Raw genomic sequence first — 14,138 nt, 5'->3', positions numbered from 1 at the left:
AGACGCCACCCCTTTTAGGAAAGAAGATGGTATTTAGTGTACGAACCTTTAATAATATTAACCAGATTGGCTTGAAGGAATTGGGAAATAAATTTCAGATTGACGGAGATCAGGCAGTGAACCCAGATGCCTTTATCATCCGTTCTGAAAATCTGCATGGTGTTGCTTTTCCTGAAAATCTAAAAGCCATTGCCCGTGCAGGCGCAGGCACTAACAACATTCCCATTGAGGAAGCAACTGCCCACGGCATCGTTGTCTTTAATACGCCAGGTGCTAATGCCAATGCGGTAAAAGAGGCGGTACTGGCATCGATTTTGTTATCCGCGCGTGACTACATCAAGGCTACTGCTTGGACGAATACCTTATCAGGTGATGATGTACCTAAGCAAGTAGAAGCAGGAAAGAAGCAGTTTGCAGGAACTGAAATTACAGGGAAGACTCTCGGGGTGATTGGACTCGGTGCTATTGGAGCCAGGATTGCCAATGATGCCCGCCGTTTGGGGATGAATGTCTTGGGGTACGACCCGTATGTGTCTGTCGAAACAGCTTGGAGCATCTCGAGCCATGTCAAACGGGTCGATGATTTGAAAGAGATTTTTACCCAGTCAGATTATATCACAGTTCACGTACCACTCAATGATAGCACCCGCGAATTATTGAATGTAGAGGCCTTTTCTATGATGAAAAAAGGAACCACGATCATTAACTTTGCCCGTGGTGAATTGGTCCATCATCAAGACTTATTTGATGCTATTGCAACAGGTGTTGTGGGTCACTATATCACAGACTTTGGGACAGAAGACTTGCTCAACAAGCCACATATTACCGTTTTCCCGCATGTCGGAGGATCGACAGAAGAAGCGGAACTCAACTGTGCGGTTGCCGCTGGACAAACCATTCGTCGCTTTATGGAGACGGGGGAAATCACGAATTCGGTCAACTTCCCCAACATGCACCAGAGCCTTTCAACACCTTTCCGTATTACCCTCATCAATAAAAATGTGCCTAATATGGTAGCCAAGATTTCTACCGCTGTCTCCAGTCTCAATATTAACATTGATAATATCTTGAACCGCTCAAAAGGGGACTATGCCTATACCATGCTTGACTTGGATGAAGCCGATAAGGAAAAAATTATGGCGCTTGCGGCTCAATTTGAAGCTGATGAAAATATTGTCAAGGTCCGGATTATTGAAAGAGGGAAATAAGATAGGGATGGATAAAAAAGACCGAAAAGACTATGTGAAGGAGTTAAGAGAGCGGTTTGAAATATTTCAAATCAATCTTGTCACTGCTCTCTGGATTGATAAGGAGACAGGGGTCGAGTATCTCCGGTTAGGAGATGGTGAATTGCGTCCCTTGTTCAATCCGGAAGGAAAACCAAATATCAATAAAAAATATAAAGATGACTTATTATAAAATGTTCTACTCGTCCCCTTTAGGAGACATGTCACTGATTGCAACAGATAAAGGATTGCGGGGAATTTGGTTTGAAAACCAGCAATATTTTGAACGTGGAGTATCAGAACTCCCTTTGCTAGAAAACCATCCCATACTTATGCAAGCGACCTCCATGCTGGATACTTATTTTGCAGGTCAGGCGGTAGATGTATCTGCTATGCCTATCGATGTCCCAGCTACGTCATTCCAAAAAGCGGTATGGCAAATCTTGCAGGAGATTCCTTGTGGAGAGACCCTGACCTATGGACAAATTGCTCAGCGTTTGGGTTGTCGCTCTAGCCAGGCAGTCGGCGGGGCTGTTGGAAAAAATCCCATCTCTGTTCTGATTCCCTGCCACCGAGTTGTTGGCAGTCAGGGACAGTTGACAGGTTATGCAGGCGGGGTAGAAAAAAAGCGCTGGTTATTAGCGCATGAATCATTGATGAAGAAAGGAGACTCTTGATGTTACTCTTTTATGAATATCCAAAATGCTCAACCTGTCGGGCGGCGAAGGCTGAATTACAGGCTCTAGGACTCGACTTTGAAGCGATTGATATTAAGTCTAATCCCCCTCAATCCAGCCAGTTGAAAGAATGGATGGAAGCTACAGGACTAGAACTTAAAAAATATTTCAATACATCGGGGAATAGCTACCGCACTCTAGGCTTAAAAGACAGATTTGACCAGTTAACGGTGGACCAAGCCTTGGACTTATTAGCAAGTGATGGAATGCTGATTAAAAGACCCCTTCTGATTCAAGATGGGAAGATTCTACAGATTGGCTATCGGACTGCCTATAAGGAATTAGGCCTGTAGTCTAGCTGGGTAAGAAGCCGTCTGCCATCATGACGGTAGGTGGGAAATCCCTATGATATAGTCGTTTAGTTTATCTTTTATTACTTCGTTAACTCACTTTGCCGTACTCTAAGTACAGCCTGCAGCTCGTTGCCTAGTACTAAAAGCAAACTAAACAGACTATAGACTGTAAAAAAATGAAAATATGTTGAAAGAATGCATGTGGCTAGAAAATGGCTACATGCTTTTTCTTCATGTCTACATCTTGGCTGGGATAGTTCTGCTTGACTTTCTCAGAGCATAGGACCAAGAAATAGCTTGCGCTACCCATTCTTGTTTCCCTTTCCTTTACAAGGCCGTTCATGAAAAAGAAGTTGAAAACATCGGGATAGAAAACTCTCGATGTTTTCAACTTCCTTAGAATCGTTTATCTCTGCCTGCCTTTTCTTACTGCGATGTAGTGTCCTTCATTATCGGCAAACGTAATACTCTTTAAAAATCAAAAGGATACGTTGTCAAGAGTCTCTGTGAACGCTAGTTCTACCTTCGCCTTCGTTTCCTAGTCTACTTTTGATTTTTAGTGAGTATTAGAATCGTTTATCTCTGCCTGCCTTCTCTTACTGCGATGTAGTGTCCTTTATTATCGGCAAACGTAATACTCTTTAAAAATCAAAAGGATACGTTGTCAAGAGTCTCTGTGAACGCTAGTTCTACCTTCGCCTTCGTTTCCTAGTCTACTTTTGATTTTTATTGAGTATAACATTGCTCATCCCTTGGTATTCCATGATAGGATTGGTGGTAACCCCTGCCTGGGTCAAGCGCTCATACTCAGCCTCTAGGTCTTCTGTTTCAAATAAAAGGCTTGGAAAGCCAACATTCATATTAGGATTGGCTTTTGCTACCCACTGTTGGTCGTGAATGCCAAATTTAGTTGCGGCATCAGATGAGGGGGCAACTTCATAGGAAACAGCTTCGCCGTGGTCGGCTGTTTCTAAAAGGACAAAGCCCATTTTTTCTGTCCAAAATGTCATAGCCGCTTTGGTATCTGTCACATAGAGCATGGTCGTGGATGCAGTAATCATTTGTTCTCCTTATAGGTCAATTTCCATCACGATTGGTGTGTGGTCTTGGCGGGCGCCTGAGTCAATCATTTCTGATTTTTTTACCTTGTCAGCCACTCGGTTGCTGGTCAGCCAGTAGTCGATTCTCCAGCCTGTATTGTTAATCTTGCTGGTCTTACTACGCTGTGCCCACCAAGTGTATTGGTGGGGGAGGTCCCCATGCAAGTAGCGGAAGGTATCTGTGAAGCCTTTGGCAAGTAAATTGGTAAAGCCTTCACGCTCTTCATCTGTAAATCCTGGTGACTGGCGGTTGCTGGCAGGATTTGCAAGGTCGATTTCGTGGTGGGCAACGTTGTAGTCACCTGTGGCTAGAACTGGCTTTTGGCTATCCAGTTGTGAGAGATATTCGGCATACCGAATATCCCAGAGTTGGCGGTCGGATAATCGCTTCAAACCATCGCCAGCATTTGGCGTATACACCTGAGTCACATAAAAATCATCAAACTCCAAAGTGATGATGCGCCCCTCAGAATCCATGGTTGTCGGCGCCCCAATTTCTGGGAAGCTAATGACTGGATTCAAGTCTTTTTTATAGAGGAACATAGTTCCTGCATAGCCCTTACGAGCTGGCTCAACAGAAGAACGCCACGTATGTTCATAGTTTGGAAAAAGTTCTTCAAGGATTTCCAAGTGCTTGTTGGTCGGACCTTTTGCTGATAATTTTGTCTCTTGAATGGCGATAATATCTGCGTCTTCTCTAACTAGAGTCTGTAAAACAGCTTGTGAAAGCTGGGCGCGAGCAGAGTCGCTCGTTAAGGCTGCGTTTAGGGAATCAATATTCCATGAAATGAGTTTCATACTGTATCCTTTTCTTATTGTTATTTTTATATTATACCAAAAAAAGAAGAGAGCAAGCCTCTTTCTAGCTCAGACCTTTAGGAAAAATAGTTGAAAATAACAAGAAATTTTCCTATAATAGACAAAAATTAAATGGAGGTTTTAATGAAGTTTTATTCCTATGATTATGTGCTAAGTCAAATTAGTAGTGCTAATTGGGTACTGGGGGTGCTTGGTCTGTTAATTTTAGTGGCGGTTGCTTTTGTAGCATTTCAATATTACCATGCGAAAAAAGATAGCAAGTATCGCGAACTATTCATGATTTTACTCAATGCCTTGCTTGTCACAGTTCTAATTGGGATAAGCCAGTTTCAGGATAACCAAGTGTCAGATAGTCAGTACCGCACCTCCCTACATTTTATTGAAGTGGTGTCCAACGAGTTACATGTAGATAAATCTGAAATCTATATCAATACCGCCGCTGCGACAGATGGAGCAATTATGAAGGTAGGAGAACACTTCTACCGTGCTATCAGCGGTAATGAAAGGGATACCTATCTTTTAGAAAAAATGGATTTATATAAGGTAGATGTTGAATTGGTGGAGGTGGACAGATGACCTTATCTTATCTAGATATTGCGATTAAACTAGGGCTAGGTTTGATTTCCCTTATCTTTGTCATCAATGTTTCTGGTAAGGGCAATCTTGCGCCGAACTCTGCTAGTGACCAGGTACAAAACTATGTTCTCGGTGGGATTATTGGCGGAGTGATTTATAGCCCGTCTATTTCGATTTTACAATACAGCATTATCCTCTTGATTTGGACGATGTTAGTTTTGAGCTTAAAATGGATGAAAACCCACAATCATTTTCTTAAGCGCATGATTGATGGCCAATTTACAATCTTGATTAAAAATGGAACAGTAGATGTGGAAGCCTGTCGTTCGGTTGGTTTGACGGCATCAGATGTAGCATTAAAATTGCGAGGACAGGGGATCTATCAGCTCAAACAGGTCAAGCGTGCCGTTTTAGAACAAAATGGTCAGCTGATTGTGGTGCAGTCAGGCGAGGAAAATCCTAAGTATCCTCTTATTGCAGATGGTACTATCCAGACGGACGTTTTGGACTCAATCGATAAATCAGAAAGCTGGCTTCTTGAAAGACTAGCAGAGATCGGTTATTACGAAGTAGCAGAAATTTTCATTGCCGAATATGACAGGGGAGAACTCAATGTTGTGACTTATTAACAAAAGAGCTAGGTAGTCTCGGTAGATTGGTCGTAGAATTTCAGTTTTATCTGGCTCTTTTTTGTGGTATAATGGGGAGAATAGAAGTGGGTTTCATTTGCCCTGAAAGGAATAGACATGACAGAAAAGAATTTTTATATTACCACCCCAATTTACTACCCTTCTGGAAAACTTCATATCGGAAATGCAACGACAACGATTGCCTGCGATGTCTTGGCACGCTACAAGCGTCTCATGGGCTATGATGTCTTTTCTTTGACAGGACTCGATGAGCATGGTCAAAAGATTCAAACCAAGGCAGTAGAAGCAGGGATTACACCACAGGCCTATGTAGATGGCATGGCGAGGGAGGTTCAAGAACTGTGGAAATTGCTGGATATTTCTTATGATAAATTTATCCGCACAACAGATGATTACCATGAGAAAGTGGTGGCAGAAGTCTTTGAACGCTTGTTGGCCCAAGATGATATTTACCTGGGAGAATACGCTGGCTGGTACTCGGTTTCAGATGAGGAATTTTTTACAGAAAGCCAGTTAGCCGAGATTTTCCGAGATGAGACAGGTAAGGTTATTGGCGGGATTGCCCCTTCTGGTCACGAGGTGGAATGGGTATCAGAGGAGTCTTACTTTTTACGTTTGAGCAAGTATCAAGACAGATTGGTTGAATTGTTTCAGGCGCATCCAGACTTTATCCAGCCAGACGGTCGTATGAATGAAATAATGAAAAACTTCATCGAGCCAGGCTTGGAAGATTTGGCAGTATCTCGTACATCATTTACTTGGGGTGTACCTGTGCCATCAGACCCCAAGCATGTGGTTTATGTCTGGATTGATGCCCTCTTGAACTATGTGACAGCTCTCGGTTACGGTCAAGAAAATCATGCGAATTTTGATAAGTTCTGGAACGGGACCGTTTTCCACATGGTTGCTAAAGACATTCTGCGCTTCCACGCTATCTACTGGCCGATTCTTTTGATGATGCTTGACTTGCCATTGCCAGAGCGTCTGATTGCCCACGGCTGGTTTGTCATGAAAGATGGCAAAATGTCTAAGTCTAAGGGCAATGTCGTCTATCCAGATATGCTGGTGAAGCGCTATGGATTGGATCCTTTACGTTATTACCTCATGCGAAGTCTCCCGGTTGGATCAGATGGAACCTTTACACCCGAGGATTATGTCGGACGAATCAACTATGAATTGGCCAATGATTTGGGAAATCTTCTCAATCGGACGGTAGCTATGGTCAATAAATACTTTGACGGACAAGTCCCTACCTATGTAGAAAACGTGACAGCTTTTGATGGAGAGTTAGCCAATGTAGCGGCAAGTTCTATTATTGAATACCATAGGCAGATGGAAGCGGTGGATTATCCGCGCGCTTTGGAAGCTATCTGGACCTTGATTGCTCGTACAAATAAATACATTGATGAGACAGCTCCATGGCTATTGGCAAAAGAGGAAGAAAAACGCACGGAGCTTGCAGCTGTCATGAGCCACTTGGTGGCGAGTCTGCGCCTAGTAGCCCACTTGATTGCGCCATTTATGATGGCAACGAGTGCTGCAATCCTTGAACAACTAGGAGTGGATAAGGTAAGCAGTTTGCAAGAGTTAGCGCTTGCTGGTCTACCATCAGGGTTGACTGTTGCCTCAAAAGGTCAGCCAATCTTCCCGCGCCTTGAGATGGATGATGAAATTGCCTATATCAAGGAACAAATGGCAGCAGGTCGGCCAGCTACTGCCAAAGAATGGAAACCAGAAGAAGTCGATTTGATCTTAAATCGTCAGGAAATCAAATTTGATGACTTTGAAAAAGTTGAAATCCGTGTTGCAGAGGTGAAGGAAGTCAAAAAAGTGGAGGGGAGTGATAAGCTACTCCAATTCCGCCTGGATGCAGGAGATAGCGAGGATCGCCAGATCCTTTCTGGGATTGCAGCATACTACCCAAATGAGCAAGAACTGGTCGGTAAAAAAGTTCAAATCATAGCTAATTTGAAACCGCGTAAGATGATGGGGCATATCAGCCAAGGGATGATGTTATCTGCAGAACATGGTGATAGTCTAACTCTCTTGACGGTTGATCCTGCTGTACCAAACGGTAGTCTGATCGGTTAGGAAGCAGTGGAGGTTCAGCTGTTTTGGATATGCTAGCTGGAAGGTAGGCTACGAGGCTTACTGCTTGGCTGGTTGTGCTAGAAAAGACCAAAGACAGTTTTTCCTCTATGGAATGCTGTAACAGTGGCCATCTATTGCTGTCTATTCTGTAGAACAGTTGACAAAACAAATTATCGTAATCAAAAAACAGGTTGCTCAGAGAATGAGTAGCTTGTTTTTTTGCGAATAAAATAGAGAGGAGGGCTTATGTTAGTTGCTAAAAATGAGCAGGGGCAGTCGATTTGTTTAGTGGGCCAGCAAGCAGTAGTAGGGAAGAAGTTTTTTTGTCCAGGCTGCAGCAGCCCCGTTCGTTTGCGCCAAGGAAAGGTGGTACGAGCTCATTTTGCCCATGTCTCTTTAGGGGCTTGTCACTATTTTTCGGAAAATGAGTCTGCTCAACATCTCTTATTAAAGGAGTGCTTATATCAGTGGGGTGTGAAGCAACATAGGGTAGAAGTGGAAAAGCGGCTACCTGAAATTGAGCAGATTGCAGATATTGTACTAGGGGATAGGCTGGCTCTTGAAGTTCAGTGTTCTAGCCTCTCCCTAAGTCGCTTACAAGAACGAACCCAGGCTTATCAGCAAGCAGGTTATTGTGTACTGTGGCTATTGGGAGAACGTCTATGGCTGAAACATCGCTTGACTAAATTGCACAAGCAGTTCCTAGCCTTTAGCCAATATCTAGGCTTTTTCGTCTGGGAGTTAGATTTGAAACGCAAGACATTACGCCTGCGTTATTTGATTCATGAAGATTTGCACGGTCACCTGCAATGCTTGACTAGAGAATTTCCCCTAGGAGTTGGCGATTTGCTTGCGACCTTACGTTTTCCTTATCAAGCGAGGAAAGTATCCGTTTTGAAAGGGAAACAAGACACACAGTTACTTGACTATATTGCGCGTCAACTTTATCATCACTCTCCGAAGTGGATGGCGGCTCAAGCCCAGCTATACCAGAAGGGGGAAAATCTCCTCACCAAATGTTTGGATGATTTTTATCCCCAAATCCGGCCACCTCAGTCTACACTCGGATTTGCTCAGGTTCAACAGGATTTAACAGATTACTATGCTAACTTTCAGGCCTATTACCAGCAATTAGAGTGTAGGGAGGAACAGTATCTTTATCCCCCTGTCTTTTATCAGAGAATCCTTCAGAAAAAACCTCATCAAAGGTTAGAAAGGTTCTTGGATTTATGATAGAATGAGAGATACGGAGGTAAACCACTTATGTCAAAACAACGCAAGGATATTGATGAAATCTACCAATGGGATTTGACCACAATTTTTCCAACAGATGAGGCATGGGAGTCAGCTTTTACAGCTCTTCAGGCAGATGTGGAGGGAGCAGCTGGTTTTTCAGGCCATTTGTTAGACTCAGCGCAGAGCTTACTAGAAATCAGTGAGGCACAACTGGGACTCATGCGTCGAATGGAAACTCTTTATGTCTACGCATCTATGAAAAATGACCAAGATACCCGTGAAGGAAAGTACCAAGAATGTCAAGCTAAGGCCTTGAGCTTGTACGCAGCCCTTTCACAAGCCTTTGCTTTTTATGAGCCAGAGTTTCTGGAGGTGACAGAAGAGCAGTTGGCAGCCTTTATGGAGGAAGAGCCAGCCTTGAAGCAGTACAGCCACCAGTTTGAAACCTTACTGGCAGGCAAGGCTCATGTCTTATCACAGGAAGTAGAAGAGGTGTTGGCAGCAACCAGTGAGATTTTTGATGCACCATCAGAAACCTTTTCTATTCTTGACAATGCCAGTATCTGTTTTCCAGAGGTGGCCAACGAAGAAGGACAGCTTGTTCCCCTCTCACATGGTAGCTATATTTCTTTTATGGAATCAAGCAACCGAGAGGTACGTAAGGAAGCCTATGAAGCTCTGTATAGCACATATGAGCAGTTCCAGCATACCTATGCCAAGACCCTGCAATCAAATGTAAAAGTCAATAATCTAAAAGCTCGTTTGCGCAACTATGATAGCGCTCGTCAAGCAGCCTTGTCTAAAAATTTTATACCAGAGTCTGTTTACGATACCTTAGTAGAGGCTGTTAACCAGCATCTCCCCCTCTTGCATCGTTATATTCAGCTGCGTAGGAAGCTGCTAGGGATTGATCAACTGAAAATGTACGATATGTATACCCCACTTTCTGATGTGGATTACCAGATTACCTATGAAACTGCCTTGAAAAAAGCAGCCGATACCTTGACGATTTTTGGTGAGGAATATAGCCTACAGGTGAAGGAAGCCTTTGAAAATCGCTGGATTGATGTCCATGAAAATGAAGGAAAACGCTCGGGAGCTTATTCGGGAGGTGCTTATGACACCAATGCCTTTATGCTCTTGAACTGGCAGGATACGCTGGATAATCTCTATACGCTTATCCACGAGACGGGTCATTCGCTCCATTCTATGTTTACCCGTAAGAATCAGCCCTATGTCTATGGACATTATTCCATTTTTTTGGCAGAGATTGCCTCTACAACTAATGAGAATTTGCTGACAGAAAAACTATTGTCAGAGGTTGAGGATGATAAGAGTCGCTTTGCTATTTTGAACCATTATTTGGACGGTTTCCGGGGGACAGTATTCCGTCAGACCCAGTTCGCTGAGTTTGAGCAGGCAATCCATCAGGCAGACCAAGCAGGAGAAGTACTGACAGCGGACTTCTTAAATCATTTGTATGCAGAAATAAATGAGAAATACTATGGCCTATCTGCTGAAGAAAATCCACACATTCAATTTGAATGGGCTCGCATTCCGCACTTCTACTACAACTTCTATGTCTATCAATATGCGACAGGCTTTGCAGCCGCATCAGCTCTCTCTCATAAGATTGTGCACGGAACCCCAGAAGATAAGGAACATTACCTTGATTACCTAAAAGCAGGTAGCTCAGACTATCCACTGAATGTCATCAAGAAAGCAGGTGTGGATATGACGAAGGCAGACTATTTAAATGACGCTTTCAAGGTCTTTGAAGCCCGCTTGACAGAGCTAGAATCCTTGGTAGAAAAAGGGGTGCATTTGTGAGAAACTCCAGTGGAGGTTTTTAGCTTACTTGTTTAAAGTAGGATGGAGCTATTGAGAAAAGTCGGGACTTTTCTTATTTCCAACTTGAAATAGTTATCAACTAATTCACCTACCTTCCCCTTCGTTTCCTTGAGTATAAATATAGAGAAAGAACAGCCGACTCCTTGTTACCAAGGAATTCCGCTGTTCTTTTTGTTTATTTTGGTCTTGTGCATGAAGCCTTGACCTCAATGTTTCAACTTCTAAAGATAAAAGCTCTCGTTAGACCCAATCGTCTTGTTTAGCTGCTACCTATCAGAGCCTTAGAGTACGAAAAGAGAATGTCCTGAAAGATAGAACATTGTCTACTAGAAAGCGTGATAGATACTTTCAGTTGCTTCCTTGTCCCTTAAAAGCGTCGTATAGGGTTTTATAGAGTTTTTTCTGCTCTTTTTTCTGAGAATTGAATTCTTCTTTTCCGTAGTCAATATTTGCTACCACAAACCCCTCGTCATCAGTAGAAAAAGTGAAAAATTCTAGTCCAATTAATTGATTGTGCTTAGAGTCTTCTATGGTATTTTCTCCTAAAAGGTTGTTAAATTGTTTGACTTCTTCCTCACTAACTCCGAAACCCATAGCGGTTCCATCTTCAATGATATTGGAAAAGACTTCTTCTGAGGAGGACACTTCTTTTGCTGTTATCAGGTAGATAGCCTCTGCTGTTTCTACCTGTCCTACTTCATTCCATTTTTTCGTATCACTAGAAGAAATCGTGTAGACAGTTAAATCTACCGTAGGTTTAGTCGGATTGTCTTGTTTGATGACTTGTCGTCCAACTAAGAAAATGGCGAGTAGTCCAGCGACTACTATCAAAATAATAGATATTTTCTTTTTCATATCTTACTCCCTATATCTTTCATATGAATGATACAATCAACTTTATTATATACCTCTGGATCATGGGTTGCTATAATGACATATTTATTTTCAGTTGCTTCATTCAATAATAAATGAATGATGTCATTTCCAATCTCACTATCCAAAGCACCTGTAGGTTCATCGGCTAAAATAATTTTACGTGGTTTCAATAACATTCTGGCAATCGCTACACGCTGAGCCTGTCCTCCAGACAATTCATAGATTTTTTGATTAAAATAGTCACTAGAAAGCCCTACTTTTTCAAGAACCTCAGCTATTATTTTTTTGTCTTTAGTGATGAGTTTCAAATTATCATATACTGTTTTGTTTTCGATTAAAGAATAATTTTGGAATACATAGCCAATAGTATTTTTAAAGAAGGTTCGTTCTTTTGTTTTCCAAATATCTTCCCCATCAACTAAAACATTTCCACTGTCAATTTTTTCGAGTCTTCCGATGATATTCAGCAGTGTACTTTTACCTGAACCAGAACCTCCAATCAATGCATAGCTCTTCCCAGCTTCAAAGCTTAACTGTAAATCGGTAAATATCTCTTTTGAACCGAATGTTTTTGTAACATTCAAAAGGTCAATCGTCATTGTTCGTCTCCTTTCAAAATTTGAGTGTATTTGTCAGATAATTTTCTAAAACTCATGATGGTTGAAAACATTAAAACCATTAAAGAAATAGCACCAATAGTTAATAGCTCTATCTGTCTAGTCATCATAAATGTAAATAGGATAGTCATTGTAATGGTTATAACAAAATATTTGAGGCTAGAAATGGCGATACTGGTTTTTGAAAGACCGAGTATTATTTTTTTCACGTAATCATTCTGTTTTGAAGCTATCAATAGTTGAGCATATTGATAAATGAGTAGAAAGACAATAGAGTAAATAATCTTCTGTAATATTTTTGAAAGAAAGACTTGGTGCTTCAAGGATTGAAGATTCAGTTGCACAATTTGGTAAACATCTACTGGCTCCATTGAAAAGTTCAAATGGGCACTCAGATCATTCATTTTCCTTATTGCTTCAGGACTAAAAAGAGAGTTATTTACGATGTTGCTAGCCAAAGAAAAATCCTTGTTTTCGATCATTTTATCAGTGTCTAACACAACGACTATATTATCTGTGGTAGTTGCTGCGCTTGCTAAATGTGAAATATCTTTATTTGCATGATAATCATCCCCATTCTCATTGAAATGGAAAAATGTTTTCCCATTAGGAATGATTTGCACGGTAAGATCTTCTTTGGTATAGCTTGTTCCAGTAAATTGCTCTGCCACAACGGTATTCTCGATTGATTCCCTACTGTCTTTGAATTTATCGGGAATATAGATGGTTGCTACCTTATGATTTAAAATTTGATAGTTCGTTCCACTTACTTTATTTTGTACAATAGCACCTGTTTGATTGATATAAATCAGCTCTTTGTTTACTTCTGGATTCGTTATCCCATCACTTTTTAATTGCTTGGAAAAATCTTCTGTGAACTCAGAATCTTTCATAAAATCTGGAATATATACCGAAGAGGGGTCAATATACAAAAAATCTAATGTTTTCAAGGCTGAGGCTATCTGTAGATACTGATCTTCTAAATCGTTTATTTTCTCGTTATGAGTAGATTGATGTTCAATCCCCAACAACTCTAGCCTTTTCCAGTTTTTCACGTAGTTCCATGGTTCTAAATTTTCTATCTGAATGCTTATTCTTGCTTGGCTAATCTTGGTTTCTTGTAAAAAAATCCCTGAGATAATGATGATGCCAGAAATAATGACCAGCCATATGATAAAGAGTAGTTTATTTTTTGCCTTATTTTTGATAATTTCAATCGGTTTTTCAATTCTAATGGTCAGCCAAAAGAGGACAAAGGTGATGATGTCAACGATTTGGAAGAGGACAACATTCGTTAACAGCATGGAGAAAAACAACTTGGAACTGTAGGTGAAGAATCCGCTACCCAAAAAAGAACTGTAAGCAATCATCAATAGAGCAAGCATGGTCAGTTCAAACGTAAGCGAAATGACATAATCTCTTCTTAGGTTGTATACTGGTAATCCTAAAGAACGTCTGATGACCCCTTCTTTAATATGTCTCGATCTAACAACAAATAAAACAACTAATAGGGTTAAGTAGATGGATACCATTAGCAACAACCTTAAATCCCCAGTAAATTGTAAGAGTCCTCCTATATACCAAGGGTAAGCACTATATATTGTTTGCAGTCCGGTAGTCGTAAGTGGTTGTAAACTAGTTGCGTCCATTTTTCCTAGGGTATAATACATCCCTGTTATGGGTACAGACTTTAACTGTTCATAGTCAGCGTCATCGAAATTTATATAGGTCACCTGACCTGAACTCTGGACAATCGGCTTGTAAATCGTAACATTTTTCGTTTTGGATAGGTCACTAATCGTCTTGTATATTTCGTGATTAGAAAGGTTACTTTTCCCTTGAATGGAAAAGGCACCATCAATGGGTAACGGCACTGGGTTGTGCGTATCGCTAATACTAATAATACCAATTGCAGCCATCAAACAAAAGAAGAAGCCAATGACTCCTAATTTTAATTTCATAAGTCCTCCTATTTTTAGCACAAAACCCCAATATCATAGGTTTTTGGCTTTCATCTACTATATTTAAAATCCAAAATAATCCCAATATGCATCCAATCGGGCGTC

The 14,138-nt window shown here is 41.3% G+C and carries 14 protein-coding genes; 9 read left to right on the top strand and 5 right to left on the bottom strand.

The window, feature by feature from the left end; translation table 11 throughout:
• Positions 1-26: 26 nt before the first annotated feature.
• The 4 genes from BVE84_RS02130 to BVE84_RS02115 are packed head-to-tail and all read left to right on the top strand — an operon-like array spanning position 27 to position 2,256.
• Positions 27-1,208, top strand: a complete 1,182-nt coding sequence (locus BVE84_RS02130) for a phosphoglycerate dehydrogenase (RefSeq protein ID WP_076995435.1) — start codon at positions 27-29, stop codon at positions 1,206-1,208.
• A gap of 7 nt (positions 1,209-1,215) precedes the next feature.
• Positions 1,216-1,419, top strand: coding sequence for a DUF6440 family protein (locus tag BVE84_RS02125; RefSeq protein WP_076995434.1), 204 nt, complete (start codon positions 1,216-1,218; stop codon positions 1,417-1,419).
• Positions 1,406-1,903: a methylated-DNA--[protein]-cysteine S-methyltransferase gene (locus BVE84_RS02120; protein WP_076995433.1), complete on the top strand. Its 498-nt coding sequence runs from the start codon at positions 1,406-1,408 to the stop codon at positions 1,901-1,903. Before BVE84_RS02125 ends, BVE84_RS02120 begins: the two co-directional genes overlap by 14 nt.
• Positions 1,903-2,256 (top strand): arsenate reductase family protein, encoded by a 354-nt coding sequence (locus BVE84_RS02115; RefSeq protein ID WP_076995432.1) that lies wholly within the window; start codon positions 1,903-1,905, stop codon positions 2,254-2,256. The genes BVE84_RS02120 and BVE84_RS02115 overlap by 1 nt, the downstream gene beginning before the upstream one ends.
• A gap of 713 nt (positions 2,257-2,969) precedes the next feature.
• Here the strand turns inward: BVE84_RS02115 and BVE84_RS02110 are convergent.
• Together BVE84_RS02110 and BVE84_RS02105 are read right to left on the bottom strand one after the other, a co-directional pair.
• A complete protein-coding gene (locus BVE84_RS02110) occupies positions 2,970-3,317 on the bottom strand; it encodes a VOC family protein (protein WP_076995431.1) in 348 nt (115 codons plus the stop codon).
• Positions 3,318-3,326: 9 nt separating this feature from the next.
• Positions 3,327-4,154 (bottom strand): exodeoxyribonuclease III, encoded by an 828-nt coding sequence (locus tag BVE84_RS02105; protein ID WP_076995430.1) that lies wholly within the window; start codon positions 4,152-4,154, stop codon positions 3,327-3,329.
• 144 nt (positions 4,155-4,298) lie between these two features.
• On the opposite strand from BVE84_RS02105, the gene BVE84_RS02100 reads away from it, so the two are divergent.
• From BVE84_RS02100 to pepF, 5 genes are all read left to right on the top strand, one after another.
• Entirely contained in the window at positions 4,299-4,751 is a 453-nt protein-coding gene (locus BVE84_RS02100; protein WP_076995429.1) for a DUF3290 family protein, read from the top strand.
• Entirely contained in the window at positions 4,748-5,380 is a 633-nt protein-coding gene (locus tag BVE84_RS02095) for a DUF421 domain-containing protein (RefSeq protein WP_076995428.1), read from the top strand. The genes BVE84_RS02100 and BVE84_RS02095 overlap by 4 nt, the downstream gene beginning before the upstream one ends.
• Positions 5,381-5,497: 117 nt before the next feature.
• Positions 5,498-7,492: a methionine--tRNA ligase gene (metG, locus tag BVE84_RS02090; protein WP_076995427.1), complete on the top strand. Its 1,995-nt coding sequence runs from the start codon at positions 5,498-5,500 to the stop codon at positions 7,490-7,492.
• A gap of 246 nt (positions 7,493-7,738) precedes the next feature.
• Positions 7,739-8,725 carry a competence protein CoiA gene (locus tag BVE84_RS02085; protein WP_076995426.1) on the top strand — a complete coding sequence of 329 codons (987 nt, stop codon included), beginning with the start codon at positions 7,739-7,741 and terminating at the stop codon, positions 8,723-8,725.
• Between the two features lie 30 nt (positions 8,726-8,755).
• Positions 8,756-10,558, top strand: a complete 1,803-nt coding sequence (pepF, locus tag BVE84_RS02080) for an oligoendopeptidase F (RefSeq protein WP_076995425.1) — start codon at positions 8,756-8,758, stop codon at positions 10,556-10,558.
• Between the two features lie 369 nt (positions 10,559-10,927).
• Here the strand turns inward: pepF and BVE84_RS02075 are convergent, their stop codons facing one another.
• The 3 genes from BVE84_RS02075 to BVE84_RS02065 are packed head-to-tail and all read right to left on the bottom strand — an operon-like array spanning position 10,928 to position 14,033.
• Positions 10,928-11,434 carry a hypothetical protein gene (locus BVE84_RS02075; RefSeq protein ID WP_076995424.1) on the bottom strand — a complete coding sequence of 169 codons (507 nt, stop codon included), beginning with the start codon at positions 11,432-11,434 and terminating at the stop codon, positions 10,928-10,930.
• Positions 11,431-12,054 carry an ATP-binding cassette domain-containing protein gene (locus tag BVE84_RS02070; RefSeq protein ID WP_076995423.1) on the bottom strand — a complete coding sequence of 208 codons (624 nt, stop codon included), beginning with the start codon at positions 12,052-12,054 and terminating at the stop codon, positions 11,431-11,433. The genes BVE84_RS02075 and BVE84_RS02070 overlap by 4 nt, the downstream gene beginning before the upstream one ends.
• Complete coding sequence (locus BVE84_RS02065; protein WP_076995422.1) at positions 12,051-14,033, bottom strand: ABC transporter permease; 1,983 nt, start codon at positions 14,031-14,033, stop codon at positions 12,051-12,053. The genes BVE84_RS02070 and BVE84_RS02065 overlap by 4 nt, the downstream gene beginning before the upstream one ends.
• Positions 14,034-14,138 lie beyond the last annotated feature (105 nt).

The sequence above is a fragment of the Streptococcus azizii genome, assembly GCF_001984715.1.
GTDB classification, from domain to species: domain Bacteria; phylum Bacillota; class Bacilli; order Lactobacillales; family Streptococcaceae; genus Streptococcus; species Streptococcus azizii.
Note: the sequence above shows the minus strand (reverse complement) of the source record. Positions and strands in the feature narration are given on the sequence as shown.

Coding starts and splice junctions, on each gene's coding strand:
- BVE84_RS02130 (WP_076995435.1), top strand. CDS start 27: ATGGTATTTAGTGTACGAACCTTTAATAATATTAACCAGATTGGCTTG.
- BVE84_RS02125 (WP_076995434.1), top strand. CDS start 1,216: ATGGATAAAAAAGACCGAAAAGACTATGTGAAGGAGTTAAGAGAGCGG.
- BVE84_RS02120 (WP_076995433.1), top strand. CDS start 1,406: ATGACTTATTATAAAATGTTCTACTCGTCCCCTTTAGGAGACATGTCA.
- BVE84_RS02115 (WP_076995432.1), top strand. CDS start 1,903: ATGTTACTCTTTTATGAATATCCAAAATGCTCAACCTGTCGGGCGGCG.
- BVE84_RS02110 (WP_076995431.1), bottom strand. CDS start 3,317: ATGATTACTGCATCCACGACCATGCTCTATGTGACAGATACCAAAGCG.
- BVE84_RS02105 (WP_076995430.1), bottom strand. CDS start 4,154: ATGAAACTCATTTCATGGAATATTGATTCCCTAAACGCAGCCTTAACG.
- BVE84_RS02100 (WP_076995429.1), top strand. CDS start 4,299: ATGAAGTTTTATTCCTATGATTATGTGCTAAGTCAAATTAGTAGTGCT.
- BVE84_RS02095 (WP_076995428.1), top strand. CDS start 4,748: ATGACCTTATCTTATCTAGATATTGCGATTAAACTAGGGCTAGGTTTG.
- metG (WP_076995427.1), top strand. CDS start 5,498: ATGACAGAAAAGAATTTTTATATTACCACCCCAATTTACTACCCTTCT.
- BVE84_RS02085 (WP_076995426.1), top strand. CDS start 7,739: ATGTTAGTTGCTAAAAATGAGCAGGGGCAGTCGATTTGTTTAGTGGGC.
- pepF (WP_076995425.1), top strand. CDS start 8,756: ATGTCAAAACAACGCAAGGATATTGATGAAATCTACCAATGGGATTTG.
- BVE84_RS02075 (WP_076995424.1), bottom strand. CDS start 11,434: ATGAAAAAGAAAATATCTATTATTTTGATAGTAGTCGCTGGACTACTC.
- BVE84_RS02070 (WP_076995423.1), bottom strand. CDS start 12,054: ATGACGATTGACCTTTTGAATGTTACAAAAACATTCGGTTCAAAAGAG.
- BVE84_RS02065 (WP_076995422.1), bottom strand. CDS start 14,033: ATGAAATTAAAATTAGGAGTCATTGGCTTCTTCTTTTGTTTGATGGCT.